Here is a 26,768-nt window from a genome sequence, read left to right on the forward strand (position 1 = left end):
GATCGCGGTGAGGACGCGCGGCGCCGCGCTCCGCCCGCGCCTGCCCGCCCGGGCCTATCGTGGCTGGGTACGGTCCCGCTCCCGACCGAGGACAGCGCATGAACGGTTCCCCGGCCAGCGTCGTCGAGGCGGCGTTCCGCCACTACCGGTCACAGGACCGCGAGGCGGCCCTTCCGCTCTACGCCGACGACTTCACCTTCACCAGCCCGCAGGACGACCACATCGACAGGACGGCGTTCTTCGAGCGATGCTTTCCCACCGCCGACCACTTCACCGACTACCGGATCCTGCACATCGTCGCCGTCGACGAGGAACTGGTCCTCGCCCACTACGAGTACGCGCCGGTCACCGGCGGCCGCTACCGCAACATCGAGGCGATCACCGTGCGGGACGGCCGGATCCGGGAGGTGCGGGTCTTCTTCGGCGGCACGGTCTGAGCGGGACGCGGGCGCTGTGCCTCGCGCAGATACGGCTCTGCCGAGGGCCGGCCGGAGTGGGTTGCCCACCGCCGCTCCGTCGCCGGCGGCGTCATGACGGGAGGCGTCCGTCGTGGTGCGGTCGTTCGGCGGGTGGCCGTCCGTGCCCCGGTCGTGCGTGGGGGTCTGTGGGCGGTCCGCGGGTGTGGCCTCGGCGATGGGGAGGGGCGGTATGCGTCCGTCCGTTGCGGGGCCGGCGCCGATGGCCTCGTCGGGATCGTCCGTCGTGGAGTGGTCCACCGGGTGGTGGCCGTCCGTGCCCCGGTCGTGCGTGCGGAGGCGTGGGTGACCTGTCGGCATGGTTCCGCCAGCGCGGGGGTCCGGCCGACGGCTGTCAGGCATCCGGTCGCCGGTGCGAAGCGGCGATCCCTCCGGCGTCCGGTGGGGGGATGCTCCCTCCAGCGGGGCACTCGCGATGTACGGGGACCCGGCCGTGCGGTTGCCGGCGGTGAGCTGTCGCAGGGGTTGGCACGCTGCCCCGTGGCCGTCGAGGTGCGGGGAACGCGCCGTCGGGCGGAGGGTGAGTCGTGGGGCGCACAGCTGCGTACCGCGCGGTGTCCCCGGCCGGTCCTCGGCCGTCAGCACGCGCAGGGTCAGCCGGATCGCGCCGTCGTCCTTCGGGAGCCGCAGCGGCAGCGGTACGGCCGCGGTCTCCCCGGGCCGGAGATCGGGCAGTGCGGCCGGGGCGGTCAGGGTCCGTCCGTCGGGGAGGGTGAGCTCCCAGGTGGCCGTCAGCCGGGCGAGCCCCTGGAGGCGCTGCTGGTTGGTGACCACGATGCCCTCGTGCCGGTGGCACCGGATGCGGACCGCCGCGACCTCGTCGTGCGCCGGCCCGGCGTGGTCACGGTCGTCCACCGGGGCGTCCCGTGGTCCGGCGTCCACGGGTGCGGTCGCTCGCGCGTCGCTCACGCATCGCACGATCCCTGGGGCATGGCCGTCCGCCCGGGTGTCCCGTGGTCCGGCGTCCACGGGTGCGGTCGCTCGCGCGTCGCTGACGTACCGCACGATCTCCGGGGCATGGCCGTCCGCCCGGGTGTTCCGTGGTCCGGCGTGCACGGGTGCGGCCGTTCCTGTGTCGCTCACGTACCGCACGATCTCCTGGGCCCGGAACCCTCGGATGAAGCCGCTCTGAAGACGCGGCGTGGAGTCGATGGCCGCCCGGTGGGGGTGGGACGCGCCGGTGCTGACAAGGTGGTCCGGGAGGAAGGCGGCGAGCGTCGGACGTGAGGAAGGTGCGGGTGTGAGGCTGACGATTCTGGGCGGCGGCGGGTTCCGGGTGCCGCTCGTGTACGGGGCACTGCTGACCGATCACGCCGAGGGGCGGGTCACCGAGGTCGTCCTGCACGACCTGGACGACCGGCGGCTGCGCGCGGTGAGCCGGGTCCTGGCCGAACAGGCCGCCGGGGTGCCCGACCCGCCCCGGGTGACCGCCACCACCGACCTCGACGAGGCCCTGCGCGGCGCCGACTTCGTCTTCTCGGCGATCCGGGTCGGGGGCCTGGCCGGCCGTGCCGAGGACGAGCGGGTGGCCCTCGCCGAAGGTGTGCTCGGCCAGGAGACCGTCGGCGCGGGCGGGATCGCCTACGGCCTGCGCACCGTGCCCGTCGCCGTCGACATCGCCCGCCGAGTGGCCCGTCGCGCGCCCGGCGCGTGGGTCATCAACTTCACCAACCCGGCCGGCCTGGTCACCGAGGCCATGTCCCGCCACCTCGGCGACCGCGTCATCGGCATCTGCGACTCGCCGGTCGGCCTGGGCCGCCGTATCGCCCGGGTCCTGGGCGCCGGCCCCGGAGAGGCGTTCGTCGACTACGTCGGCCTCAACCACCTCGGCTGGGTGCGGGGTCTGCGCGTCGCCGGACGCGACCGGCTGCCCGACCTGCTGGCCGATCCCGCGCTGCTCGGCTCCTTCGAGGAGGGAAGGCTCTTCGGTCCCGAGTGGCTCGCGTCGCTGGGCGCGATCCCCAACGAGTACCTGCACTACTACTACTTCAACCGGGAGACGGTCCGCGCCTACCAGGGGGCGGAGCGGACCCGGGGCGCCTTCCTGCGCGACCAGCAGGCCCGGTTCTACGAGGAGGCGGGCGACCCCGGTGTCTCCGCCCTGGCGGCCTGGGACCGCACCCGCGCCGAGCGCGAGGCGACGTACATGGCCGAGAACCGGGAGAGCGCCGGCGCCGGCGAACGTGAGGAGGCCGACCTGTCCGGCGGCTACGAGGAGGTGGCCCTCGCCCTGATGCGCGCCATCGCCCGGGACGAGCGCGCCACGCTGATCCTCAACGTGCGCAACCGCTCGACCCTGTCCGCCCTCGACGCCGACGCGGTCGTCGAGGTCCCGTGCCTGGTCGACGCCAACGGTGCCCACCCGCTGGCCGCGGACCCGCTGCCCGGTCACGCCACCGGTCTCGTGTGCGCGGTCAAGGCCGTGGAGCGGGAGGTGCTCGCCGCCGCCGCGTCCGGATCCCGTACGACGGCCGTGAAGGCGTTCGCCCTGCATCCGCTGGTCGACTCGGTCACCGTTGCCCGCCGGCTGGTGGAGGGCTACACCCGGGCCCACCCGGGGCTCGCGTATCTGAAGTGAGCGCGGAGGGCCGCTCCGCCGAGCGGCCCTCCGCCGTACCGGGGGGCGATCGTCAGCCGGTGAACCCGGCCGTGATCGAGGTGAACTGCCAGGTGTTCTGGCTGATGCCGGAGCAGTTCTCGGCGACGCCGCCGCCCGGGCAGGGCCGGTCGCGGTTGACGGACCAGAACGCGAGCCGGGCGATGTGGTGCGCGTTCGCCCAGTCCCGGATCTGGGTCCAGATCGCCGGAGTGGTCGTCTCCTGCTGGTCGGACAGCCCGTTCATGCCGGAGATGCCGATGTGGGCGTAGGCGGTCGCGTCGTCCCAGCCGAAGGTGGACTTCAGCTTGTTCTTCAGTCCCTCCGTCGCGTTCACGGTGCTGCCGTACATGTCCGAGCCGCCGCCGAAGTCGAACGGCATGATGGTGAACACGTCGATGTTCGCGCCGAGCGACTGGGCCTGCTCGATGAGCCGGTTGCCGTAGTACGTCGGGCCCGTGGTGGACGTGCCGAAGGTGACGATGGTCCTCAGGCCGGGGTTGTTGGCCTTGACCGTCTTGAGCGCGGTCAGGATCCTCGCCTGCACGGCCTCGTTCTCGAACTCGTCGGTGTTCTCGATGTCCATGTCCACGGCCTTCAGACCGTAGGCGTCGATCACCTTCTGCAGGGCACCGGCGAGTGCGCTCGCGGACGAGCAGTTGGCGCCGAGCTTGCTGCCCTGCCAGCCGCCGAACGACGGGACGATGTCACCGCCCGCGGACCGGATCTGGTTGATCGCCGTCTGGTCCACGCCGCCGGTCAGGGCCCGGCTGCCGTCCCAGGCCGGGGTGCAGCCGCCGGAGTCCAGCACGAACGCCATCGTGAACCACTTGGCCCCGGTCGCGTTCATCACCGTGGTCGGGTTCGGGGGATCGCCCCAACCCTCGTACAGGTAGGGCGCGGCCTGCTTGAAGCCGGTGCCGCCGCCACCGCCCGCGTCGGTCGTCACGGTGACCGGGCCGGAGGCGGGCGAGGTGTTGCCGGCCGCGTCGCGCGCCTTCACGGTGAAGGTGTACGACGTGCTGGGCGACAGCCCGCTGACGGTGGCCGACGTGCCGGACACGCTCAGGAGCCGGTTGGCGCCGCTGTAGATGTCGTACGCCGTCACTCCCACGTCGTCCGTGGCGGCGTTCCACTTCAGCGACACGCTCGACGAGGTCCTGCCGGTGGAGGCGAGCCCGCTCGGCGCGGTCGGCGCCTGGGTGTCACCGCCGCCTCCGCCGCCGGGTCCGTCCAGACCGATGTCGTCGGCGTAGTAGGTGCCCTGGGCGTACCAGCCGTGCACGTAGACGGTGGCGCTGGTCTGCGAGGCGCCCGTGGTGAAGGAGACGCTGAGCTGGCTGTACGCGGACGGGGACGACGTCCAGGTGGAGGCGCCGCCGTTCACACCGAGGTACACGTAGCTGCCACGGACCCAGCCGGTCAGTTTGTACGTGGTGTTCGGCTGGACCGCGACGGTCTGGCTGCACTGCGCGTTGTCGCTCGAAGTCACCGCGCCCTGCAGGGCCTTGGAGCCACCGTGCACGGGGGAGGAGACGACCGAGCCGAGGTTGCCGGAACAGCTCCAGGGGGACAGGCCGCCCGACTCGAAGCCGGGGTTGGTGAGGACGTTCGCCGCATGGGCCGTACCGGGAAGGGCGACGGCCCCGCCGAGCGCGAGGGCCGCGGAGCCGAGGACGGCGAGGAGTCGGCGTCTGGAACGCCCGAGTGGATGACGCACGCGATCTCCCTGTGGGGATGGGGGTGTCGGGGAGTGCGGGAGGTGCGGAACAGGTGCGCCAACGAATTTGGTATGGACCAATCCCGCTGTCAAGGAGAAGAGCGGGATTGGTCCATACCGATGGACCGACGGGAACCGGTCAGAGGGGCAGTGCCTGCGCCGCCGAGGCCGGCTGCGCGGGTGCGGGCACGGCCGGCAACAGCACCTCCGCCGGCCCCGTCCGCTGCCGCGGAAGTGTCACGGGTGCCAGCGGGCGCGGTCCGGACACCACCGTGTAGTCCTGCCCGAGGAACGGCGGCTCCAGGGTCCCCGGGTCCTCACCGAGCGCCAACTGCACCGCCGCCCAAGGGGCGTTGATCCCGCAGAGTGCCAGCTGGTGCAGGCCGCCGGCGGGCCGGGTGTTGACGTCGAGCAGCACCGGGTGGTCGCCGAACATACGGAACTGGATGTTGGACAGGTGGTGCAGACCGAAGCCGCCGGCGATCAGCCGGGCCGGTGCCAGCCACCGCTCGTCCAGCGTGAAGCCCCGGCGGCGGCCGTTCTTGGTACGGCCCACCGCGAGCCGCACCACGTTGTCCGGCCCGGTCAGGCAGTCGACGGACACCTCCGGCTGCTCCAGGCGCGGCATCACCAGCCAGTCCACCGGTTCCCCGGCCCGCGCCAGCGCCTCCAGGACCAGGTCCAGCTGCACGTGCGGGCCGGGGAAGCCGGCGAGGTTCGCCAGCGAGAAGGGGGCCCGGGTGATCACCCGGAAGCCGACCCCGCCCGCGCCGGCCGCCGGCTTGAAGCACGCCTTGTGGCCTGCCGACTCCAACTCCTCGACGGCGACGAGCAGTTCGTCCGCCGTCCGGACCCGCCACCAGGGCGGCACCGGAACCCCCACCGAACGGACGGCCTCGTACGCGGTGGCCTTGTCCTCGAACACGGCCACCGCCTCGCGCGTCGGGGCCATCAGTGCCGTTCCCGCCGCCGCGAAGTCGGCCCGGTGCCGCACGATCGCGGACTGGTGCAGGCGGGGCACGAACACGTCGATGCCGCGCCGGGCGCACTGGTCGAGGGCGTACTCCACGTAGCCGGCCGGGGACAGGCCCTCCGGCTCCAGGTCGGCGGTGTCGGCGGCGGCCAGCACGGGGGAGTCGGGGTCCCCGTGCGTGGCGTGGATCTCCACGGCACGGTCGCTGGGATTCCTCCGCAGCTGATCCATGAAGAACACGTTCTCCGCGTACGTGCGGTTGAGCCATACGCGTACGCGAGAGACCATGCAGGGCCGCCTTTCGGGGGTGTGCGGGCAGGGCTCGGCGACCCGTGCCCGGGCAGAAGGAAGGAAGGGACACCGAACGGCCCTGTGCGAAAGGGAGTGAGGGGCGCCGGTGTTGGGGCGATCATACGGCTTGCGAAGGCCCCCGCGTGCAACGCGGATGTTACGGAATCCCGGGCGCTGTCCCCAGGGCTCGCGGCCGCCCGCGACGGCCCCGGAGGCGGTCGTCGCACCGCCCGCCGACGGCCGCGCGGACGCCCTGATCCGGCCCGCCCGAGCCGGCCCGTGGCCGTACGCCGAGCCGTGCCGGACGCCCGTGCGCCGTCCGGCGCCTCTTGTCCGCCGTCCCTGAATGTGTTCTGGTGGTCACGGCGGGACGGTGATCGGAAGGGGGCGTGCGGTGGAGTCGACGGCCGGGGCCGGACAGCTGCTCGCCATCAGCGACCTGCACGTCGGGTACCCCGACAACCGCGCCCTCGTCGAGCGGATGCGGCCGGACGGCGAGGACGACTGGCTGATCGTGGCCGGAGACGTCGCCGAGACCGTCGCCGACATCCGAGGGACCCTCGCCGTCCTCGCGGACCGCTTCCGCAAGGTGATCTGGGCGCCCGGCAACCACGAGCTGTGGACGCACCCGCGCGACCCGGTCCAGCTGCGCGGCGTCGCGCGCTACGAGCACCTGGTCGGACTCTGCCGGGAACTGGGCGTGGTCACCCCCGAGGACCCGTACCCGGTGTGGGAGGGCCCCGGCGGCCCGGTGGCCGTGGCCCCGCTCTTCCTGCTGTACGACTACTCGTTCCTGCCGGCCGGCAGCGCCACCAAGGCCGAGGGCCTGGCCTACGCCCGGAGCACGGGCGTCGTCTGCAACGACGAGCACCTGCTGCATCCCGACCCGTACCCGACCCGGGAGGACTGGTGCCGCGCCCGGGTCGCCGAGACGGAGCGCAGGCTCGCCGCGCTGCCCGCGGACCTGCCGACCGTGCTCGCCAACCACTACCCGCTGGACCGGCACCCCACCGAGGTCCTGTGGTACCCCGAATTCGCCATGTGGTGCGGCACCGGGCTGACCGCGGACTGGCACCGCCGGTTCCGAGTCGCCACGATGGTGTACGGCCATCTGCACATCCCCCGCACCACCTGGCTCGACGGCGTCCGCTTCGAAGAGGTCTCCGTCGGATACCCCCGCGAATGGCGCAAGCGTCCCGGGCCCCCGGGACGGCTGCGCCGCATCCTGCCCCTGGAGGACACCGGTGATCGAGGAGCTGCTCCCGGAGTCGGTCGTGGCCGTGGAGGCACACGGTGACGACCCGCTGTGGGACGCCCCGCTCCACCCGGAGGAGGAGCCGCTGGTCGCGCGCGCGGTGGCCAAGCGGCGCCGCGAGTTCGCCGCCGTGCGCGGCTGCGCCCGGCGCGCCATGGAGAAGCTCGGGGTGGCCGCGCACCCCGTCGTCAACGGGGACCGGGGCGTCCCGCTCTGGCCGGCCGGCCTGACCGGCAGCATGACCCACTGCGACGGCTACTGCGCCGCCGCCCTGGTCCGTGTCCGCGACCTGGCCTCCCTCGGCATCGACGCCGAACCGCACGGGCCGCTCCCGCAGGGCGTCGGGCCGTCCGTCCTGCTGCCCGCCGAGGCCGAGCGGGTCGCGCTGCTCGCCGCACAGCGGCCCGCCGTGCACTGGGACCGGATCGTGTTCAGCGCCAAGGAGTCCGTCTACAAGGCCTGGTACCCCCTCACCCGCAAGTGGCTGGACTTCTCCGAGGCCGACATCACCCTCCGCCCGGACCCCGGCGGCAGGACGGCCGGCACGCTGCACGCCGAACTCCTCGTCCCCGGGCCCCTGGTCGGCGGCCACCGGCTCCAGTCCTTCGACGGCCGCTGGCTCGTACACGGCGGAGTGGTCGCGACGGCCGTCACCGTGCCGCACGCCTGACGGCCCGCCGGGACGCCCGCGCGACCGCCGCCGTCCTCGCTCCGGTTCGCGTGACGGCGGCGGATCGGCGGGGCCGTGCGTCAGGCGGGCGGGCACCACTCGCGCAGCAGGCGGAAGAACTGCTCCTCGTTCCCCGCGAGTCCGGCCCGGGTGAGTGCCGCTTCCGCCTCGGCGAGCACGGCGGGCGGGACGACGGCGGGCCGGTCGCCGTCCGGCGGCCCGTCGAAGGCGGCGCGCACCGTATGCAGCAGCCGCAGGTAGGCCTGCACGGCGGTACGCTCACGGTCGGTCAGTACGGCGGTGGGCATCGGTCGGCTCTCCCCGAGTAGGCGTCACGGTCGCGCGCCCTGCGGCGCCGTGCGCCGAGTCGGACGGCGCACGCATCCAGCTTGCCGTCCACCACTGACAACGCCGTCCGGCTCCGCGCCGGTTCGCCCGCTCAGCGGACCGGAAACACACCGGCATCCCCTGGAGGGAGCCCTGACGCCCCTCCTACGACTCGGGCCGTTTGACGCTCTCCAGGAGCATGTCGAGCCACTCCGCGACCTTGTCCCGGTGCTGGTCGGTGGGCAACTGCGCGGCCCGCCAGGCGATTCCGCGCACCCCGTGGTCCTGGAGCAGCCGCTCCAGCGGGTCCTCGGCGGTCTCCGCCGCGGCCCGCTCACGGTCGGCCAGCTTCTGCAACAGTTCCTGCTCGGTGCGCTGGAGCGCACCCGCCAGCGCCTCCGGGTCCTCCGCCGTGAGGAAACCGGCGTGCACCCGGAAGAAGCGCTGCAACGCGTCGCAGTGCTCCATGGTGGGCCGCCGGTCGCCGTTGATGAGGGCGCCGGCCTGCTGCCGGGACATGCCCGCGCCGTCGGCGATCTCCTGCTGGGTGTACTTGCGGCCGTTGGGCTTCAGCCGGGTCCGGCGCAGCAGGTCCAGGCGCTGGAGGAAGCGTGCCTGGACATCGGGCTCACCCGCGGGCCGTCCGCTGAGCAGCGCCTTGACCACCGGCTCGGGCACCCCGCAGGCGGTGGAGAGCCGCGCGACGTCGAAGACCTCGGGGTGCGGCACACCGAGCCGCTCGGCGAGCGCGGTGACGCGGGCGACGACGGCCGGCAGCTGGGCGGTCGCCGCGGCGCCCGGATCCTCGTAGCCATCCGTCACCGACAGAACTCCTACGTCTCTCGAGGGTTTCAGACGCGTGCGTGCATCTCGCAAGCGGTCGCCGTGAACTTCCCGGAGAGTAGCGGGTGCGTCGAACCCACATCCAGGTCTCGCCACAACTGTGGCGAATTTCAGCCGTCAACCGGCATGGAATGCCACGATAGTTGACATCACTTGTCGCTGGGCACCAGGATCGCATCGCCGCGTGAAGGCCGCAGAGGCAAGAGGGGTGACCTCCCGATGGCACATCAGGCAGGAGGGCAGCGGCCGGCACCGCGGCCCGTCCCCGAGACCGACGAGACCTGGGCCTACGTCCAGGACTACGCCATGCTGCTGGAGTCGCTGCCCTTTCCTTCCCTGGTCGTCGACCACCGCTGGAACGTGGTCATGGCCAACGGCGCTTTCGAGACGCTCTTCCGGGGCGTGCGCCCTCATCCGACCGCCATGCCCGGTGACAACTTCCTCCGCTTCGTGCTGTTCCACCCGGACGCGGCCGAGATCCTGGGCGAGCACGAGCCGGGCTGGTGCCTGCCGATGCTGGCCCATCTGCGCACCGCGCTGGACACGTACGGCCACGACCACGAACTCCAGACGGTCCGCCGGGACATCGCCCAGGACCCGCTCATGGAGGCCGCCTACCGGCAGGGCCTGCCGCACTGGATCCGGGCCGTCGGTGAGGCCGCGACCCGTCTGGACGGGGCCGTCCGGCTGCTGCTCCACCCCGACCCGCGCCGGGGTCCGACCGAGTGCCGGATCGTCGAGGAGACCCCGCGGACCCTGCGGGACCTCGGCCACCGGCGCCTGACGATGGTCCTGCGCGACCCGCGCCGCCCGGCCCCGCCGGTACGCCGCCCGCGCCGGCCGCACGGCGCCGCCACCCACCTCACGGTCGTTCCGCCGCCCGAGGACTGACCCGGCACCGCCGGCGTTCAGGTCGCCGGCGGCGCCGGGTCGAAGATTCCGCGGCGACACGTTCCCGCCCCCCTGCACCCGGTGGGCGAGGGCGGGAGTGTGTCGCCGCGTCGCGTTCTCCCCGCACGGTTACGCAAGCCGCTTGCGTGATTTGCGCTAGACTTGCGTCCATGACGCGACGACTTGCGGAAGTGGCGAAGAAGGTCGGGGTCAGCGAGGCCACGGTCAGCCGGGTGCTCAACGGCAAGCCCGGAGTCTCCGAGCCCACCCGGCAGGCGGTGCTCACCGCCCTCGACGTCCTCGGCTACGAACGCCCCACCCAGCTGCGCGGCGAACGCGCCCGGCTCGTCGGCCTTGTCCTGCCGGAGCTGCAGAACCCGATCTTCCCCGCGTTCGCCGAGGTCATCGGCGGCGCGCTCGCCCAGCTCGGCCTCACCCCGGTGCTGTGCACCCAGACCAAGGGTGGCGTCTCCGAGGCGGACTACGTGGAGCTGCTGCTCCAACAGCACGTCTCCGGCGTCGTGTTCGCCGGCGGCCTGTACGCGCAGGCCGACGCGCCGCACGACCACTACCGGCTGCTCGCCGAGCGGAACATCCCCGTCGTGCTGGTCAACGCCTCCATCGAGGACCTCGGCTTCCCCAGCGTGTCCTGCGACGACGCCGTCGCCGTCGAGCAGGCCTGGCGGCACCTCGCCTCCCTCGGCCACGAGCGCATCGGCCTCGTCCTCGGCCCCGAGGACCACGTGCCCTCGGCCCGCAAGCTCGCCGCGGCGCGGTCGTTCGCCGGCGATCTGCCGGAGGACTCCGTCGCGCGCGCCATCTTCTCCATCGAGGGCGGGCACGCCGCCGCCTCCCGGCTCATCGACCGCGGTGTCACGGGCCTGATCTGCGCCAGCGACCCGCTCGCGCTCGGCGCCGTGCGGGCGGCCCGCCGCAAGGGATACGCCGTCCCGGGCCGGATCTCCGTCGTCGGCTACGACGACTCCGCCTTCATGAACTGCACCGAACCCCCGCTCACCACCGTCCGCCAGCCCATCGAGGCCATGGGGCGCGCGGCCGTCGAGCTGCTGAACGCGCAGATCGGCGGCACCGCCGTACCCGCCGAGGAGCTGTTGTTCGAACCCGAACTCGTGGTGCGCGGATCCACCGGGCAGGCGCCTCGCGACTGACATCCCCCGACACGACGGAGAGTTCCACCTGGCTGTCAAATAATTACAGATTCTGCGCCGCATCTTGCGAAGAGGTGTCGGCGGTGCTTGAGTGTGCGGCGCCCACCGCTCCTGCCTTGAGGGGTCCACCGATGAGAAGCACCGGGTTCCGCCGCACCTTCGCCGCGATCGGCGTCTGTTCCTCCCTCGCGCTCACCGCGACCGCCTGCGGGTCGGGCGACGACGACGCGGCGAACGGCAAGACGCGCATCACCGTCAACTGTGAGCCGCCGAAGAGCGCCAAGGTCGACCGGAAGTTCTTCGACGACGACGTCGCGGCCTTCGAGAAGAAGAACCCGGACATCGACGTCGTGGCGCACGACGCCTTCCCCTGCCAGGACCCGAAGACCTTCGACGCCAAGCTCGCCGGCGGCCGGATGGAGGACGTCTTCTACACGTACTTCACCGACGCGCGGCACGTCGTCGACATCGGCCAGGCCGCCGACCTCACCCCGTACCTCAAGGAACTGAAGAGCTACGCGACCATCCAGAAGCAGCTGCGGGACATCTACACCGTCGACGGGAAGGTCTACGGCATCCCGCGCACCGGCTACTCCATGGGGCTGATCTACAACCGCAAGCTCTTCGAGAAGGCCGGTCTCGACCCCGACAGGGCCCCCGCCACCTGGGACGAGGTACGCGCCGACGCCAAGAGGATCGCCGCCCTCGGACACGGCACCGTCGGGTACGCCGACTACAGCGCCCAGAACCAGGGCGGCTGGCACTTCACCGCCGAGCTGTACTCACAGGGCGGGGACGTGGTCGACGCGGACGGCAAGAAGGCCACCGTCGACACCCCCGAGGGCCACGCCGTCCTGCGCAACCTCCACGACATGCGGTGGACCGACGACTCGATGGGCAGCAAGCAGCTCCTCGTCATCAACGACGTCCAGCAGCTGATGGGCTCGGGCAAGCTCGGCATGTACCTCTCCGCCCCGGACAACATCCCGATCCTCGTCAAGGAGAAGGGCGGCAACTACAAGGACCTCGCCCTCGCCCCCATGCCCGGCGGCAAGGGCACCCTCGTCGGCGGCGACGGCTACATGTTCAACAAGAAGGACACCCCGGCCCAGATCCGCGCCGGCCTGAAGTGGCTCGACCACATGTTCCTCACCCCCGGCGCCGGCTTCCTCGGCGACTACGCCCGCGCCAAGCAGAACGACGCCCCGGTCGGCCTGCCCGAGCCCCGGCTGTTCACCGGCGCCGCCGACGCCAAGGACCAGCAGGCCAAGAAGGCCAACGCCAACGTCCCGGTGGAGAACTACCAGTCCTTCCTCGACGGCAACCAGAAGCTCCGGATGAAGATCGAGCCCCCGGACGCCCAGCGGATCTACACGGTCCTCGACGGAGTCGTCTCCGCCGTCCTCACCAAGAAGGACGCGGACATCGACCAGCTCCTCGAAGAGGCGTCCGGCAAGATCGACAGCATCCTGGCCCGGAGCTGACCGGCATGACGAAGACGGCCGAGCGGCGGCCCCCGGCACCGGCCGCCGCCCACCCGGTCCCGGTGCCGCCTCCGGCAGGGGACCGGAGGCGGCGCCGCCTGGCCGACCAGGCCCGCGCCTACGCGTTCCTCCTCGGCGGACTGATCTGCTTCGCCCTGTTCTCCTGGTACCCCGCGATCCGCGCGGTCGTGATCGCCTTCCAGAAGTACACACCCGGCTCGTCGCCCGAGTGGGTCGGCACCGCCAACTTCACCCGCGTCCTGCACGACCCCGAGTTCTCCGCGGCCTGGCGCAACACCCTCACCTTCACCCTGCTGGCCCTGCTCGTCGGCTTCGCCGTCCCCTTCCTGCTCGCCCTCGTCCTCAACGAACTCCGACACGCCAAGGCGTTCTTCCGGGTCGTCGTCTACCTGCCGGTGATGATCCCGCCCGTGGTCAGCGCCCTGCTGTGGAAGTGGTTCTACGACCCCGGCGCCGGCCTCGCCAACGAGACGCTGCGCATGCTGCACCTGCCCACCTCGAACTGGACCAACGGCACCGACACCGCACTGCTCTCCCTGGTGATCGTGGCCACCTGGGCCAACATGGGCGGCACCGTCCTCATCTACCTGGCGGCCCTGCAGTCCATCCCCGGCGAGCTGTACGAGGCCGCCGAACTCGACGGCGCCAACCTGCTCCAGCGCGTCCGGCACGTCACGGTCCCGCAGACCCGGTTCGTGATCCTCATGCTGATGCTCCTGCAGATCATCGCCACCATGCAGGTGTTCACCGAACCGTTCGTCATCACCGGCGGCGGACCCGAGAACGCCACCGTCACCGTCCTCTACCTCATCTACAAGTACGCGTTCCTCTACAACGACTTCGGCGGCGCCTGCGCCCTCAGCGTGCTGCTCCTGCTCCTGCTGGGCGCCTTCTCCGCGGTCTACCTGCGGCTCACCCGCTCCGAGGGGGACACATGAGCGGCACCCGCACCCTGATCTCGCCGGCCACCCTCGCCCGCCCGCGCGGAAAGGCCGCCTACTGGGCGGTGTTCACCGGCGTCGTGCTCCTCTTCGCGCTCGCCTTCCTCTTCCCGGTCTACTGGATGGTGACCGGCGCGCTGAAGTCCCCCGACGAGGTGGCCCGCACCCCGCCCACCCTGCTGCCCGCACACTGGAACAGCGGCGGCTACACCGACGCCTGGGACCTGATGGAGCTCCCGCGGCACCTGGAGAACACCCTCGTCCAGGCCGCCGGCGCATGGGCCTTCCAGCTGGTGTTCTGCACGGCCGCCGCCTACGCCCTGTCCAAGCTGAGGCCCGCCTTCGGCAAGGTGGTCCTCGGCGGCATCCTCGCCACCCTGATGGTGCCGGCCCAGGCACTCGTCGTACCCAAGTACCTCACGGTCGCCGACCTGCCGCTCGTGCACACCAGCCTGCTCGACGACCCCCTCGCCATCTGGCTGCCGGCCGTCGCCAACGCCTTCAACCTGTACCTGCTCAAGCGGTTCTTCGACCAGCTCCCGCGGGACGTGCTGGAGGCCGCCGAGATGGACGGCGCCGGCAAGCTGCGCACCCTGTGGTCGGTCGTGCTGCCCATGTCCCGCCCGGTGCTCGGCGTGGTGTCCATCTTCGCCCTGGTCGCCGTCTGGCAGGACTTCCTGTGGCCACTGATGGTCTTCTCCGACACCGACAAGCAGCCGATCAGCGTGGCGCTCGTGCAGCTGTCGCAGAACATCCAGCTCACCGTGCTCATCGCCGCGATGGTGATCGCCAGCATCCCGATGGTGGCCCTGTTCCTCGTCTTCCAGCGGCACATCATCGCCGGGATCAGCGCGGGCAGCACCAAGGGCTGACACCGCCGCCCCGTCTACCGAAAGGCACGCTCCGTGGGACAGCCCACCCATGCCCAGAACGACCCTGACTGGTGGCGCTCGGCCGTCATCTACCAGGTGTACGTCCGCAGCTTCGCCGACGGCGACGGCGACGGCACCGGGGACCTCGCGGGCGTCCGCTCCCGGCTGCCGTACCTGGCCGAACTCGGCGTGGACGCCCTCTGGTTCAACCCCTGGTACCTGTCACCGATGAAGGACGGCGGCTACGACGTCGCCGACTACCGGGCCGTCGACCCGGCGTTCGGCACCCTCGCCGAGGCGGAGAAACTCATCGCCGAGGCACGCGAGCTGGGCATCCGGACCATCGTCGACATCGTGCCCAACCACGTCTCCGACCGGCACCCCTGGTTCCGGGCCGCCCTCGCCGCCGGGCCGGGCAGCCCGGAGCGCGAGCTGTTCCACTTCCGCCCCGGACGCGGGCCGGACGGCGAACTCCCGCCCAACGACTGGCCGTCACAGTTCGCCGGCTCCACCGAACCGGTGTGGACCCGCCTCCCCGACGGCGACTGGTACCTGCACCTGTTCACCCCCGAGCAGCCCGACCTCAACTGGGCGCACCCGGCCGTCCGCCAGGAACACGAGGACATCCTGCGGTTCTGGTTCGAACGGGGCGTCGCCGGCGTCCGCATCGACTCGGCCGCCCTCCTCGCCAAGGACCCGGACCTGCCCGACCTCGCCGCGCGCCCCGAGCCGCACCCGTTCGTCGACCGCGACGAACTCCACGACGTCTACCGCTCCTGGCGGCGCGTGGCCGACGAGTACGGCGGTGTGTTCGTCGGCGAGGTCTGGCTCCCCGACACCGAGCGCTTCGCCCGCTACCTGCGCCCCGACGAACTCCACACCGCCTTCAACTTCTCCTTCCTGTCCTGCCCCTGGGAGGCCGCCCGGCTGCGGGCCTCGATCGAGGCCACACTCGCCGAGCACGCCCCCGTCGGCGCCCCGGCGACCTGGGTGCTGTGCAACCACGACGTCACCCGCACCGTCACCCGCTACGGCCGCGAGGACACCGCCTTCGACTTCGCCACCAAGACGTTCGGCACGCCCACGGACCTGGCGCTCGGCACCCGCCGGGCACGCGCCGCCGCCCTGCTGTCCCTGGCCCTGCCCGGCTCGGTCTACCTCTACCAGGGCGAGGAACTGGGCCTGCCGGAGGCCGAGATCCCCGTCGACCGCGTCCAGGACCCGATGTACTTCCGCTCGGGAGGCACCGACCCCGGCCGCGACGGCTGCCGGGTACCGTTGCCGTGGGCCGCCGGCCTGCCGTACGCGGGCTTCGGCTCACAGGAGGAGCCGTGGCTGCCGCAGCCGGCGGACTGGCCGTCGTACGCCGTCGACCGGCAGCGGGACGATCCGCACAGCGTGCTCACCCTGTACCGCGAGGCCGTCGCCGCCCGCCCGGTGTTCGGCGACGGCCCCCTGACCTGGTTGCCCGCCTCCGACGGCGTCCTCGCCTTCTCCCGCGCGGACGGCGCGATCTGCGTGGTGAACCTCGCCACCACGCCCGCCCGGCTCCCCGCGCACTCCCGACTCCTGCTGAGCAGCGGCCCGCTGGACGACACCGGCCGGCTGCCGCAGGACACGGCGGCCTGGCTGCAGGCCTGAGCCGCCGCGCACAGCTGTCCCCCGCACCCCCACCACGAAGGGATCAGCACATGCACAGCAGCACCGCCGCACATCTCCGGCGCACGCCGGCCATCGGCGCGGTCGTCGCCCTCGCCGCCAGCATGCTCGTCGCCGTCGCCCCGGCCGCGCACGCCGCCTCGGGCGCGACCCTCCCCTTCACCTCCGTGGAGGCCGAGTCGGCGACGACCACCGGCACGAAGATCGGCCCCGACCACACCCAGGGCACCCTCGCCTCGGAAGCCTCCGGCCGGCAGGCCGTCCGGCTGTCGTCGGGGCAGCGGGTGGAGTTCACCGTGCCGCGCGCGGCCAACGCGGTGAACCTCGCCTACAGCGTCCCGGACGGCCAGTCCGGCACGCTGAACGTGTACGTCAACGGCACCCGGCTGGCCAGGACGATCCCGGTGACCTCCAAGTACTCGTACGTCGACACCGGCTGGATCGCCGGTGCGAAGACGCACCACTTCTTCGACAACGCCCGCCTGCTGCTCGGCCGGGACGTCCAGGCCGGCGACAAGGTCGCCGTCGAGTCCACGGGGACCCAGGTCACCGTCGACGTGGCCGACTTCGAGCAGGTCGCCGCGGCCGCCTCGCAGCCCGCCGGCTCGGTGTCGGTCGTCGCCAAGGGCGCCGACCCCAGCGGCAACGGCGATTCGACCCAGGCCTTCCGGGACGCCATCACCGCCGCCCAGGGCGGCACGGTGTGGATACCGCCCGGCGACTACCGCGTCACGTCCTCCCTGAGCGGTGTGCAGAACGTGACCCTCCAGGGCGCCGGCAGCTGGTACTCGGTCGTGCGCACCTCCCGCTTCGTCGACCAGACCAGCTCCTCGGGAAACGTCCACATCAAGGACTTCGCGGTCATCGGCGAGGTCACCGAACGCGTCGACTCCAGCCCCGACAACTTCGTCAACGGCTCCCTCGGCCCGAACTCCTCCGTCTCCGGCATGTGGCTCCAGCACCTGAAGGTCGGGCTGTGGCTGACCGGCAACAACGACAACCTGGTGGTGGAGAACAGCCGCATCCTCGACACCACCGCCGACGGCCTCAACCTCAACGGCTCCGCCAAGGGGGTCCGCGTCCGCAACAACTTCCTGCGCAACCAGGGCGACGACTCCCTCGCCATGTGGTCGCTGTACGCCCCGGACACGAACTCCAGCTTCGAGAACAACACGATCTCGCAGCCGAACCTCGCCAACGGCATCGCCATCTACGGCGGCACCGACATCTCCGTGAAGAACAACCTGGTCTCCGACACCAACGCCCTCGGCAGCGGCATCGCCATCTCCAACCAGAAGTTCCTCGACCCCTTCAGCCCGCTGGCAGGCACCATCACCGTCGACGGCAACACCCTGGTGCGCACCGGCGCGATGAACCCCAACTGGAACCACCCCATGGGCGCGCTGCGCGTCGACTCGTACGACAGCGCCGTCAACGCCACCGTCGACATCACCGACACGACGATCATCGACAGCCCGTACAGCGCCTTCGAGTTCGTCTCGGGCGGCGGACGGGGTTATCCGGTGCGGAACGTCGACGTGACCGGCGCGACCGTGCGCAACACCGGGACGGTCGTCGTCCAGGCCGAGGCGCAGGGCGCGGCCACCTTCAGGAACGTCACCGCCACCCAGGTGGGCGCGGCGGGCGTCTACAACTGCCCGTACCCGGCGAACTCCGGGTCCTTCACCCTCACCGACGGCGGCGGCAACTCCGGCTGGTCCAGCACCTGGACTGACTGCTCCACCTGGCCGCAACCGGGACAGGGCAACCCGGACCCCGACCCGGGCCGCAATCTGGCCAAGGGCCGCCCGGCCACCGCGACCGGCTCCCAGGACGTCTACACGCCGGGCAAGGCGGCCGACGGTGACGCCAACTCGTACTGGGAGTCGGCCAACAACGCCTTCCCGCAGGCCTGGACGGTCGACCTCGGCTCGTCGTACCCGGTGCGCCGGCTGGTGCTGAAGCTGCCCCCGTCCGCTGCCTGGGGCGCCCGCACGCAGACGATCACCGTGCTCGGCAGCACCGACGGTTCGGCCTACGCCACGGTGGTGGGCTCCCGGGGCTACCGCTTCGACCCGGCGACCGGCAACACGGCGACCGTGTCCCTGCCGAGCGGCACGGACCTGCGCTACCTGCGCCTGAGTGTCAGCGCGAACACCGGCTGGCCGGCGGGGCAGTTCAGCGAGGTGGAGGCGTACCTGACGTCCTGACCACCTCGGCCGCCGCGTCCCGGGTTCAGGGCACCCGGGACGCGTGCGTCCCGGCGGGGCCCGGCGGGGCTCAGTAGGACGAGGAGTCGGGGTCCACGACGACGTCGTACGACGGCGTGGTCATGGAGTGCAGCGCGGTGTCGAGTTTCTCCGTGCGCAGGATGTACGTGCCCGGCGCCAGGTCCCCGATCTGCTGGTACCGGCCGGTGAAGTCGGGCTCCGTCCCGGTCCAGTACCCGGACCCCAGACTGTGCTTGAGGACCCACCCGTTGGGCTGGACGATGGCCGGGTACACCGGGCCGAGCGCGTCCTGGGTGAGGGTGAAGGACGCCCCGGCGTGCGCGTTCGAGCCGGGCGAGCCGGACAGGGTGAACGAGAAGTAGCGGACGTTGAACGGCGAGCCCGGCGTCAGCGGAGCGCAGCCCCGGGCGGTCACCGGGCCGTCCAGCGAACCGAGTCGCAGCGGGTCGGTGAACGTCCCGCTGCCGGCCAGACCGGCGCAGTCCACACTGCCGTCCCCGGCCGGCTCGGTGTCGTCGTCGGTGGTGTCCTCCCCGTCGTCGCTGGCGAGGGGGTCGGAGGCGGGGGTCTCCTCGGCGGACGTCTCCTCGACGGGCTCCTCGGTGGTGAGGGCCGGCTCCGGGGAGGACCCGGTGGCCTCCGGCGTCGGCGAGGCGGTGTCGGACGCCGACGAGGTGGACGCGTCCACCGACGGGGACCGCCCGGCGCCCGACTCGTGCTGCGAGGAGCCGCCACAGCCGCTCGCCAGCAGTATCGCCCCGAGCGCCAGCGCACACTTGCGGATCATGGTCGTCCTCCCCCTCCCGCACCGGCGCGAAAAGGGGCCGGCGGGTGTCATGTGCGCCGGATATTACCGCTGTTCATCCTCTCGATCCCCCCATATGAGGACTTCTCCGAACCGGTGCGCGTCCGTGCGGGAGCATGGGCACCGGCCCCTGGGCATGCGCCCTCCCGAAACCGGGGAGACCGGCTCCGGGAGGGCGCTCTGTCAGCAGGTGGGCACGTCCGTCAGCCAGGCCGGGCCCTTGAGGTAGATGTTGGTCATCCACGATCCGTCGGTCAGCTTGGACCAGGCGTCGTTGGTGTAGCCCTCCGCCGTGACCTGCTGCGCGTGCGTCTGGCAGACGACGTTGACGGTCGTCGGCTGCGCGAAGTAGTCCACCACGGCCGCGTTCACGTTCGGCTGGCTGTGCGTGCGCACCCCGGTACCCCACGTCTGGTGGGCCTTGCTGCCCCCGCTCGGCGGCGCGGGGCTGTCACCGCCGCAGTCCGGGACGCCCGGCAGCCACGCCGGGCCCTTGACGTAGATGTTGGTCAGCCAGGAACCGTCGGACAGCCTGGACCAGGCGTCGTTGGTGTAGCCGTCCGCGGTGACCGTCTCGGCGTGCTCCTGGCACTGCACCGAGACCTGCGTGGGGCCGGCGAAGGTGTCCACGACGGCGCTCCGCACGCTCGGCGTGGAGTGGGTGCGCACCCCGGTGCCCCAGGTCTCGAAGACCGTGCCGCCGTCCGCCGGCGGGGGAGTGGGCGCGCCGGTCGGGTTGATGCGGACGGCGCCCGCGTAGTCGCCGCCGGTGCGCGCCGCGGTGACCCGGATGTGCGTACCGGACTCGTACGCCTCGACCATCTGCCCGGCGCCCAGGTACAGGGCGACGTGATGGATGTGCCCGCTGCCCCAGAACATCAGGTCGCCGGGGACCAGCGGGCCGGTGCCCTGGCCGGCGGAGAACCGGGCCGCGGCCTTGGAGGTGTGGAACTGGTCGTTCGCCGTGCCGTTGAGCAGGTCCTTGCCGGTGGCCCGGTAGTAGGCGTACCGCATCAGGCCGGAGCAGTCGAAGCCCAGGCGCTCGTCGTCGTGCATGCTGTCCGGGTCGGATCCGTCGTAGTAGCCGTACGTCGGGCCCGGTGTGGCCCCGTGGCCGCCGCCCCAGCTGTACCAGACGCCGATCTGGGAGCAGGCCGCGTTCACGGCGGCCTCGGCGGTGGCCGAGGCGCCGGACGTGAGGACACCACAACTCGCCTGCGCCGAGGCGGTGGTGGCGGGCGCGTGGTGCGTGGCGGTGGCCGCTCTCGCGGCGGTCGGGATACAGGCGGCCAGGGCCGCCGCCAGGGCGGTGGCGAAAGCCCGGCCGAGGAACCGGCGGGCGGTCGAGGTGGTCAAGGAGCACATCCTTCGTTCGTCGACGGTCCGTCACCGACGAGGCCCGTGACGGCGGTGGGGGGTGTGTGCGCCGCGACGGCGGGTGCCGTCGTGGTGCCTTGCCGGTGCCGCGCCCCACCCCCGTCGGGGCGTGGCACCGGGGTCTGTGCGGTGAGCGCGGCCCGCATCTTGGCCAGCGCCCGCATCCGGTTGCGCTGCACGGTGCCGCGGTGGGCGCCGAGCCGTTCACCGGCCGAGTCGTGGCTCAGGCCCTCCAGGTCGACGAGGATCACCGCGGCCGCCTCCTTCGGGGAGAGCATGCCGAGCAGGGCGAGGGCCGTGGCGTTCGCCTCGTAGCGGCCGAGTCCGCCGTCCCAGCCGGTCTCCGGCAGCCGGTCCGTGGCCCGCTCCCGGCGCGAGGGGTGCTGCCAGGAGTCGCGCAGCAGGTTGAGCGCGACGGTACAGGTGTAGGCGTACGGGTGGCGCTGCTCGCCGAGCGCCTGGGCGTGGGCGCGGCGGGAGAGCCGCAGGTACGTCTCCTGCACCAGGTCGTCGGCGTCGTGCGGATTGCCGGTGAGTGCCATCAGCCGTCTGCGCAGCCTCGGCATGTCGGCGGTGAAGGAGGCGTCGAACTCGCGCGGTCCGAAACCGGCCCGCTCACGCGTCGCCGGCGCGCAGGTGCCGCCAGTGGTGTCCATGGATGTTCCCCCGTCGGTCGATCGTGCTGCGGTGCGCGCCCGCCGCCGTGCCGTACGGTCCGCCTCGTAGCGGCACGGCACGGGAGGCCGGCGCCTCGTGGTGTCCGCCGGTCCGCCGGTCACGCGGCCGGAAGAGGAGGTGCCGCCGGGCCGTAACGGGCGGCCGGGGCGCGGCGCATGAGCGCCCAGTACCGGTCGCCGTAGGACCAGTGCCACCATTCGGTGGGGTAGTTGACGAACCCGGCCGCGGTCAGCACCCGGGCCATCAGCTCGCGGTGCGCGCGGGCCTCGGCGCCGATACCGGGCGCCGCGGTGCGGCAGGCGCCGCCGCTCTCCTCCGGGGTCGCGTTCACCTCGGTGCCCAGGGGCAGTTCGGTGCCGTCGGCGGTGCACAGCGTCAGGTCCACCGCGCCGCCGCTGACGTGCGGGGCGACCTCCGGCGGGGAGATGTAGGCACTGGCCAGCTCGCGGATGAGGGCCGGCCCGGCGTCCGGGTGGCTTCGGCGCAGCGTCCGCGCGTAACTGTCGAAGTAGCGCAGTTGCAGGTCCGGCGGCCGGTACCCCTCCACCACCAGGAGGCGGACGCCGGCCGGCAGCAGGTCCTGCGCCAGCACCAGGCGCCGCAGCGCCCCGGACCTGAGGTGGGCGTAGGCACCCGTGTCGTCGGCCTGCCGCCGGTCGAGCAGCAGCTCGGACGTGTCGCGCAGGTCGACCAGTGGTTCACCGCACTCGCGTTCGGTGACCTCGGCGACCCGCGGGTCGGAGAGCGGGATGATGTCCGTCACGGTGAACAGCCTGCCGGGGGCCTCTGCAGCCGCTCTGCAGGTCCTCTGCAAGCGGCCGAGCAGGGGTTCTGCAGGGCCGCTCCGTCAGCCGGCGTCCGCCTCCCGTTCGCGTGCCTCCCGGCAGCCCAGCGAGCGGAACACCGCCAGCGCCTCGGCGCGGGCCGCCCGGGCCGCCCGAGCGTCGCCGTCCGCGGCCCACACCGCCGCCAGGTCCCAGCGGGTCCGCGCCCGCCACAGCGGCAGCCGCACCTCCTCCCAGATGGCGCACGCCCGCTCCAGTGGGTCGCGGGCACCGCCGGTGTCACCGGCGGCCAGCCGCGCCTCGCCCAGCGTGCGCAGCACCAGCGCCTCCCCGAACCGGTCCTGCCGTTCCCGGGCGACCGCCAGACAGCGCTCCAGCCGTTCGACCGCCCGCGCGCTGCGGCCGGTGCGCAGCTCCACCTTGGCCAGCGACTGCTCGGTGTACATGACGCCGAAGGTGTCGTGCAGCTCCGTGAAGAGCCGCAGCGCGTCCCCCAGCACCCGCTCCGCCTCCGCGTGTTCGCCCTCGGCACGGTGGCAGAGCGCGAGGGAGCGCAGGGTCAGGCCCTCCCCGTGCCGGTCGGCGGCCGCCCGGTACAGCTCCAGGGCCTGCGTCAGCGCCCGCCGTGCCTCGGCGTCCTCGCCCAGCTCCCGGTGCACGTACCCGATGCCGTACAGCACCCGGGCGCGGGCGCCGAGGTCGTCCGCCGCCCCGTAGCACTCCAGCGCGGCCCGCAGCAGGGTCGACGCCGCTTCGTAGCGCGCCTGCTCCCGACGGGCGGTGCCCATGCCGGCCAGGGCCACCGCCTTCCCCCGCCGTACGCCGCCGTGCTCCTCGAACAGCCGCAGCGCGTCCGCGAAGTAGGTGTACGAGGTGTCGAAATCGTCCTTCTCGTAGTGCAGTTGGCCGAGACCGGCCAGCAGCCAGGCCTCGCCCTCGGTGTCCCCGCCGCGGCGTACCGCCGCCATGGCCGCCGTGTGCGAACGGGACCAGGCGTCGAACTGGTTGTAGAGGGCCGCCGATCCGGCCATCAGCGCCCCGGCCAGGTCCCGGGCGGCCCGCGACAGCTGGTGGTCGGCGCAGTGCACGGCGGCGGCCAGCAGCCCGGCCTGCTCGGCGGCGAACCAGGCCGCCGGCCGCCGCAGCAGCGACGCCTCCGTCTCCGCGTCGAGCGCGCGTACGGCGGCCGGTTCCGGGAAGTGCCGGGCCGCGCCGCCGGGCCCCCGCGCCGCCGCCTTGCGGGCCAGGTCCAGCCAGCAGGCCACGAGCCGCAGCACCGCGCCGGCCCGCTCCTCGGCACCGTCCTCCGCGAGACAGCGCTCACGGGCGTGTTCGCGGGCCAGGTCGTGGATGCGGTAGCGGGCCCGGCCGGTCTCGTCGACCCCTATGACGTCGATGAAGTGGCAGTCCACCAGCCGCTCGACGGCCTCCTCCGCCTCCTCGGTGCCGATGTCCAGCAGCGGGGCGGCGATCCAGGACGCGAAGTCGGGCAGGCCCAGCAGAGCCAGCCGGCGCAGCGCCCGCTGCTCCGGCGGATCGAGGTCGGCGTACCCGAGCTCCAGGCTGGACCGCAGCTCCAGGTCACCGGCGCTGAGTTCGTTGAGCCGGCGCCGTTCGTCGCGCAGCCGCCCGGCGAGCCGGCCGGGCGCCCAGTGCGGACGGGCCGCGAGACGCGCCCCGGCGATGCGGACCGCGAGCGGCAGCCGCCCGCACAGGGCGACGATCTCCGCGGCCCGCTCCGGCTCGGCACCCGTCCGCTCGGTACCGGCGACCCGCCGCAGCAGCTCCAGCGCGTCCTGCTCACCCGGCACGGACAGGTCCAGATGCGCCGCACCCTCCAGCGCCACCAGCCGCCGGCGGCTGGTCACCAGGACGGCCGAACCGGCACCGGGCGGCAGCAGCGGCCGTACGTGGGCCTCGCCAGCGGCGTTGTCGAGGATGAGCAGCACCCGCCGGTGCCCGACGTGCGTGCGGTACAGCCCGGTCAGCTCCTCCAGGCCTCCGGGCAGGGCCTCCGCGTCCGCGCCCATGGCCCGCAGCAGCCGGGCGAGCGCGTCGGCGGGCTGCAGCGGGGTGGCGTCCGCCGCCCGCAGATCTATGAACAGCCGTCCGTCCGGGAAGAGTTCGGCGGTACGGTGCCCGACGTGCACGGCGAGCGCGGTCTTGCCGGTGCCCGAGCGCCCGGAGATCACCCCGATCGGCGGAGCCGTCCGGCCGGCGCCCCCGGCGCCCTCCAGCAGCCGGGTCGCCCAGGCCACCTCCGTACTCCGGCCCACGAAGTCGGCGATGTCCGGCGGGAGATGGGACGGGGCGGGCGGGAAGACGGCCACCCGGGCGGTGCCGGGGACCGTGCCCTCGCCCGTACCGGCCGCGGCCCGGGGCACCCGGGGTGCCGGCACGGTGCCGGGCGTTCGCCGGGAGGACGGCGTGCCGAGCAGAGCGGTGTCGTTGGTGAGCACCGCCTGGTGCAGGGAACGCAGTTCGGGACCGGGGTCGATGCCGAGCTCGTCCCGGAGCAGCGCACGGCCGTCCCGGTACGCGCGCAGCGCGTCGGAGACCCGGCCGGTGCGGAACAGCGCCGTCATCAGCTGGCCGCGGGGCCGCTCCCGCAGCGGATGGGCGGCGACGTGCGCGAGCAGCGGGGCGATGGTCTCGTCCTCGCGGCCCAGTTCCAGCAGCAGCCCGAACGACTCCTCCTGGGCGACCAGCCGCAGTTCGGCCAGCCGGGCCGACTCGATCCGCGCGAACGACTGGCCGAGCCCTTCCAGCGCCTCCCGGCCCCGCCACAGGCCGAGGGCCTCGCCCAGCGCCTCCACCGCCTCCTGCGGCCGTCCCGCCCCGGCCGCCCCGCGGCCCGCCGCGAGGAGTTCCTCGAAGCGGCGGGCGTCCACCTGGGCGGGGGCGAGGTCGGCGAGGTAGCCGGGGGACGGGTGCGGACGACCTCGGCGGCACCGAGCCGGGCCAGCGCCCGCCGCAGGGCGGAGACATGGGTGGCGACCAGGGCGCCCGCGGTCGCCGGCGCCCGCTCGTCCCACACGCAGTCCACCAGCCGCTCGGTGGACAGCACCTCACCGAGGTGCACGACGAGCGCGGCGAGGACCGCCAGGGGCTTCGACCCGCCGAGGGGCGCCCGCCGTCCGCCCTCCCACACCTCGACCGGACCGAGCAGACGTACCTCGAACATCGAACCCCGATCGCCTCGCCCGACCGCCCCCGCGCGGGCGGGTGACAACGATATCCGCGCACCCCCTTCGGACCTGCCGGAAGCCGGGCCGTCCTGGCGTGATCCGGCCCCTCGTGGAACGCGGCCCGGGACCGCTCTCGGGCGCCGCGTGCCCGGTGCCGGGGCCCCGCGCGGACCCGTGTCCCCCTCAGGGCAGTTGGCCGGATCCGGTGGGTGGGCACAGGTCCGCCCGTACGGGAGACGGCCGTGCGACGCCACTCGTATGACCGGCGGCGGGAATCCGCGAGATCCGCCTGCCCGCCGGTGCGCCGGAAATTCCCGTGGGCCGGTGGTCATACGGATGCGCGTCCCGGGCCGTCTACGGGACGAAGCGCACACCGGCGGCGCACGGGTCCACGAGGCGCATCCGGCCGGTGCGCGGCGCACCCCGACGGGACGGGCCCGCGCACCGCGGGCGCCCCACCCGCCGCTCCGCGCCCGGCCGGGGCACGCACGTCCCGGAGACACGCAGGGCCCCTCACCCACCCCTTCCACCAGTACCCCACGCCCAGGAGTTGCCGATGAAGCGCACCGACGCCCTCCGCGGGACGGTCACGCAGGCGGCCGTCGTCGTCGCGGCGGCGGCACTCGCCCTGACCGGCTGCGCCCGGGACGGCGCGTCCGGCCCGCCCGCCGCGCCCGCCGCGCGGGCCCAGGCGCGCGATCTCACCTACACCGAGGACCTGCGGATCGGGGACGCCCAACAGCGGCTGATCCGGAGCTGCATGGCCCGGCAGGGCTTCCGGTACTGGGAGGACCGGACGCTGACGCGGGAGGAGAGCCGGCCCCTCCGCTACGTTCAGGACGACGTCGGATGGGCCCGCGCCCACGGCTACGGCAGCCGGATCCGGGCCAAGGAGGAACGGGCCCGGCTGCGCAACCCCAACGGCGCCTACCGTGCCGCCCTGCCGGCCGCCCGCAAGGCCGCCTACGACACTGCGCTGGACGGTGGACGCGCCGCCGAACTGCTGCGGACCGAGGAGCCCGGCGGAGGCACGGTCGCGAAACAGTCCGGCGGCTGCACCGGCGCCGCCGAGAAGCAGCTGTACGGCGATCCGGCGACCTGGTTCCGGCTGGACACGACCGCGAGCAACCTCCGGCCGCTGTACGTCGGCAAGTTGCTGCACGACGGCAGGTTCACCAGCGCGGTCCACGCCTGGTCGCGCTGCATGGCGCGGGCCGGCCACGCCTACCCCGACCCGGACGCCGCCCGCCAGGCCGCCACCCGTGACCACCCCGCCGGACAGGGCCGGGCGGCGGAGGCGAGGACGTACGCCGCCGAGACCCGCGTCGCCGTCGCCGACGCCACCTGCGCCCGCACCGTCTCCCTGGGTCCCGTCGGCCGGGCCCGCGAGGCGTACTACCTCGGCCGACTGCCCAAGGCCTACCGCACCGCGCTCGACGCCTACCGGCAGCGCAGGCTCGCCGCGCTGCGCGGCGCCGAACGCATCGTGCCGCCGCGCGCCTGACCTCCGGTCCCG

Annotated in this window: 21 protein-coding genes and 2 pseudogenes; 12 read left to right on the top strand and 11 right to left on the bottom strand. The window is 73.1% G+C overall.

Going from position 1 to position 26,768, the window contains the following annotated elements:
- Window positions 1-98 precede the first annotated feature (98 nt).
- Window positions 99-437: a nuclear transport factor 2 family protein gene (locus N8I86_RS30935; protein ID WP_073891624.1), complete on the top strand. Its 339-nt coding sequence runs from the start codon at window positions 99-101 to the stop codon at window positions 435-437.
- Window positions 438-1,022: 585 nt separating this feature from the next.
- Here the strand turns inward: N8I86_RS30935 and N8I86_RS39095 are convergent.
- Window positions 1,023-1,568, bottom strand: a pseudogene (locus N8I86_RS39095) (DUF4981 domain-containing protein); the annotation flags it as partial.
- A 148-nt stretch (window positions 1,569-1,716) separates the two neighbouring features.
- Between N8I86_RS39095 and N8I86_RS30945 the strand changes: the two are divergent.
- A complete protein-coding gene (locus N8I86_RS30945; protein ID WP_263279224.1) occupies window positions 1,717-3,054 on the top strand; it encodes a 6-phospho-beta-glucosidase in 1,338 nt (445 codons plus the stop codon).
- A gap of 52 nt (window positions 3,055-3,106) precedes the next feature.
- Here N8I86_RS30945 and N8I86_RS30950 read toward each other — a convergent pair whose 3' ends face one another.
- Both N8I86_RS30950 and N8I86_RS30955 read right to left on the bottom strand, forming a co-directional pair.
- On the bottom strand, window positions 3,107-4,792 hold the full coding sequence (locus N8I86_RS30950) for a carbohydrate binding domain-containing protein (RefSeq protein ID WP_263279225.1): 1,686 nt from the start codon (window positions 4,790-4,792) through the stop codon (window positions 3,107-3,109).
- A 139-nt stretch (window positions 4,793-4,931) separates the two neighbouring features.
- Window positions 4,932-6,053, bottom strand: a complete 1,122-nt coding sequence (locus N8I86_RS30955) for an ATP-grasp domain-containing protein (protein ID WP_263279226.1) — start codon at window positions 6,051-6,053, stop codon at window positions 4,932-4,934.
- Between the two features lie 397 nt (window positions 6,054-6,450).
- Between N8I86_RS30955 and N8I86_RS30960 the strand changes: the two genes are divergently transcribed.
- Window positions 6,451-7,353: a metallophosphoesterase family protein gene (locus N8I86_RS30960; protein ID WP_073891616.1), complete on the top strand. Its 903-nt coding sequence runs from the start codon at window positions 6,451-6,453 to the stop codon at window positions 7,351-7,353.
- The gene (locus tag N8I86_RS30965) at window positions 7,301-7,981 is read left to right on the top strand and encodes a 4'-phosphopantetheinyl transferase family protein (RefSeq protein ID WP_263279227.1); all 681 of its coding nucleotides are present in this window, start codon (window positions 7,301-7,303) and stop codon (window positions 7,979-7,981) included. Before N8I86_RS30960 ends, N8I86_RS30965 begins: the two co-directional genes overlap by 53 nt.
- 80 nt (window positions 7,982-8,061) lie before the next feature.
- Here N8I86_RS30965 and N8I86_RS30970 read toward each other — a convergent pair whose 3' ends face one another.
- The gene (locus tag N8I86_RS30970; protein WP_073891612.1) at window positions 8,062-8,289 is read right to left on the bottom strand and encodes a hypothetical protein; all 228 of its coding nucleotides are present in this window, start codon (window positions 8,287-8,289) and stop codon (window positions 8,062-8,064) included.
- 184 nt (window positions 8,290-8,473) lie between these two features.
- On the bottom strand, window positions 8,474-9,130 hold the full coding sequence (locus tag N8I86_RS30975) for a helix-turn-helix domain-containing protein (RefSeq protein ID WP_263279228.1): 657 nt from the start codon (window positions 9,128-9,130) through the stop codon (window positions 8,474-8,476).
- 240 nt (window positions 9,131-9,370) lie between these two features.
- Between N8I86_RS30975 and N8I86_RS30980 the strand changes: the two genes are divergently transcribed.
- The 7 genes from N8I86_RS30980 to N8I86_RS31010 all read left to right on the top strand — a co-directional run bounded on the left by N8I86_RS30980 (window position 9,371) and on the right by N8I86_RS31010 (window position 18,398).
- The gene (locus N8I86_RS30980; RefSeq protein ID WP_263279229.1) at window positions 9,371-10,042 is read left to right on the top strand and encodes an MmyB family transcriptional regulator; all 672 of its coding nucleotides are present in this window, start codon (window positions 9,371-9,373) and stop codon (window positions 10,040-10,042) included.
- Window positions 10,043-10,212: 170 nt separating this feature from the next.
- Window positions 10,213-11,211 carry a LacI family DNA-binding transcriptional regulator gene (locus tag N8I86_RS30985; RefSeq protein ID WP_198960363.1) on the top strand — a complete coding sequence of 333 codons (999 nt, stop codon included), beginning with the start codon at window positions 10,213-10,215 and terminating at the stop codon, window positions 11,209-11,211.
- 131 nt (window positions 11,212-11,342) lie between these two features.
- Window positions 11,343-12,695 carry an ABC transporter substrate-binding protein gene (locus N8I86_RS30990; RefSeq protein WP_263279230.1) on the top strand — a complete coding sequence of 451 codons (1,353 nt, stop codon included), beginning with the start codon at window positions 11,343-11,345 and terminating at the stop codon, window positions 12,693-12,695.
- A 5-nt stretch (window positions 12,696-12,700) separates the two neighbouring features.
- On the top strand, window positions 12,701-13,654 hold the full coding sequence (locus tag N8I86_RS30995; protein ID WP_263279231.1) for a carbohydrate ABC transporter permease: 954 nt from the start codon (window positions 12,701-12,703) through the stop codon (window positions 13,652-13,654).
- Window positions 13,651-14,529 (top strand): carbohydrate ABC transporter permease, encoded by an 879-nt coding sequence (locus N8I86_RS31000; RefSeq protein ID WP_263279232.1) that lies wholly within the window; start codon window positions 13,651-13,653, stop codon window positions 14,527-14,529. Before N8I86_RS30995 ends, N8I86_RS31000 begins: the two co-directional genes overlap by 4 nt.
- A 33-nt stretch (window positions 14,530-14,562) precedes the next feature.
- Window positions 14,563-16,170 (top strand): glycoside hydrolase family 13 protein, encoded by a 1,608-nt coding sequence (locus tag N8I86_RS31005; protein WP_263279233.1) that lies wholly within the window; start codon window positions 14,563-14,565, stop codon window positions 16,168-16,170.
- A gap of 50 nt (window positions 16,171-16,220) precedes the next feature.
- Window positions 16,221-18,398: a discoidin domain-containing protein gene (locus N8I86_RS31010; RefSeq protein ID WP_263279234.1), complete on the top strand. Its 2,178-nt coding sequence runs from the start codon at window positions 16,221-16,223 to the stop codon at window positions 18,396-18,398.
- Between the two features lie 70 nt (window positions 18,399-18,468).
- Here N8I86_RS31010 and N8I86_RS31015 read toward each other — a convergent pair whose 3' ends face one another.
- The 6 genes and pseudogenes from N8I86_RS31015 to N8I86_RS39100 all read right to left on the bottom strand — a co-directional run.
- The gene (locus N8I86_RS31015) at window positions 18,469-19,206 is read right to left on the bottom strand and encodes a hypothetical protein (protein ID WP_263279235.1); all 738 of its coding nucleotides are present in this window, start codon (window positions 19,204-19,206) and stop codon (window positions 18,469-18,471) included.
- A 201-nt stretch (window positions 19,207-19,407) separates the two neighbouring features.
- Window positions 19,408-20,589 (bottom strand): C40 family peptidase, encoded by a 1,182-nt coding sequence (locus N8I86_RS31020; protein WP_263279236.1) that lies wholly within the window; start codon window positions 20,587-20,589, stop codon window positions 19,408-19,410.
- A complete protein-coding gene (locus N8I86_RS31025) occupies window positions 20,577-21,257 on the bottom strand; it encodes an RNA polymerase sigma factor (protein ID WP_263279237.1) in 681 nt (226 codons plus the stop codon). Before N8I86_RS31025 ends, N8I86_RS31020 begins: the two co-directional genes overlap by 13 nt.
- A 119-nt stretch (window positions 21,258-21,376) precedes the next feature.
- On the bottom strand, window positions 21,377-22,042 hold the full coding sequence (locus N8I86_RS31030) for a M15 family metallopeptidase (protein WP_123440305.1): 666 nt from the start codon (window positions 22,040-22,042) through the stop codon (window positions 21,377-21,379).
- 84 nt (window positions 22,043-22,126) lie between these two features.
- A complete protein-coding gene (locus N8I86_RS31035; protein ID WP_263279238.1) occupies window positions 22,127-24,955 on the bottom strand; it encodes a BTAD domain-containing putative transcriptional regulator in 2,829 nt (942 codons plus the stop codon).
- A gap of 101 nt (window positions 24,956-25,056) precedes the next feature.
- A pseudogene (locus tag N8I86_RS39100) lies at window positions 25,057-25,584 on the bottom strand (AfsR/SARP family transcriptional regulator); the annotation flags it as partial.
- Window positions 25,585-25,808: 224 nt separating this feature from the next.
- Here N8I86_RS39100 and N8I86_RS31045 point away from each other — a divergent pair.
- Window positions 25,809-26,756 carry a hypothetical protein gene (locus N8I86_RS31045; protein ID WP_263279239.1) on the top strand — a complete coding sequence of 316 codons (948 nt, stop codon included), beginning with the start codon at window positions 25,809-25,811 and terminating at the stop codon, window positions 26,754-26,756.
- The last annotated feature ends 12 nt before the right edge of the window (window positions 26,757-26,768 follow it).

It is taken from the genome of Streptomyces albidicamelliae, assembly GCF_025642175.1.
In the GTDB taxonomy this organism is placed as follows: Bacteria; Actinomycetota; Actinomycetes; order Streptomycetales; family Streptomycetaceae; genus Streptomyces; species Streptomyces albidocamelliae.

Bases quoted from the DNA above. Each gene is read 5' to 3' on its own strand.
- N8I86_RS30935 (WP_073891624.1), top strand. From the start codon at position 99: ATGAACGGTTCCCCGGCCAGCGTCGTCGAGGCGGCGTTCCGCCACTAC.
- N8I86_RS30955 (WP_263279226.1), bottom strand. From the start codon at position 6,053: ATGGTCTCTCGCGTACGCGTATGGCTCAACCGCACGTACGCGGAGAAC.
- N8I86_RS30970 (WP_073891612.1), bottom strand. From the start codon at position 8,289: ATGCCCACCGCCGTACTGACCGACCGTGAGCGTACCGCCGTGCAGGCC.
- N8I86_RS30980 (WP_263279229.1), top strand. From the start codon at position 9,371: ATGGCACATCAGGCAGGAGGGCAGCGGCCGGCACCGCGGCCCGTCCCC.
- N8I86_RS30985 (WP_198960363.1), top strand. From the start codon at position 10,213: ATGACGCGACGACTTGCGGAAGTGGCGAAGAAGGTCGGGGTCAGCGAG.
- N8I86_RS30990 (WP_263279230.1), top strand. From the start codon at position 11,343: ATGAGAAGCACCGGGTTCCGCCGCACCTTCGCCGCGATCGGCGTCTGT.
- N8I86_RS30995 (WP_263279231.1), top strand. From the start codon at position 12,701: ATGACGAAGACGGCCGAGCGGCGGCCCCCGGCACCGGCCGCCGCCCAC.
- N8I86_RS31000 (WP_263279232.1), top strand. From the start codon at position 13,651: ATGAGCGGCACCCGCACCCTGATCTCGCCGGCCACCCTCGCCCGCCCG.
- N8I86_RS31010 (WP_263279234.1), top strand. From the start codon at position 16,221: ATGCACAGCAGCACCGCCGCACATCTCCGGCGCACGCCGGCCATCGGC.
- N8I86_RS31015 (WP_263279235.1), bottom strand. From the start codon at position 19,206: ATGATCCGCAAGTGTGCGCTGGCGCTCGGGGCGATACTGCTGGCGAGC.
- N8I86_RS31020 (WP_263279236.1), bottom strand. From the start codon at position 20,589: ATGTGCTCCTTGACCACCTCGACCGCCCGCCGGTTCCTCGGCCGGGCT.
- N8I86_RS31025 (WP_263279237.1), bottom strand. From the start codon at position 21,257: ATGGACACCACTGGCGGCACCTGCGCGCCGGCGACGCGTGAGCGGGCC.
- N8I86_RS31045 (WP_263279239.1), top strand. From the start codon at position 25,809: ATGAAGCGCACCGACGCCCTCCGCGGGACGGTCACGCAGGCGGCCGTC.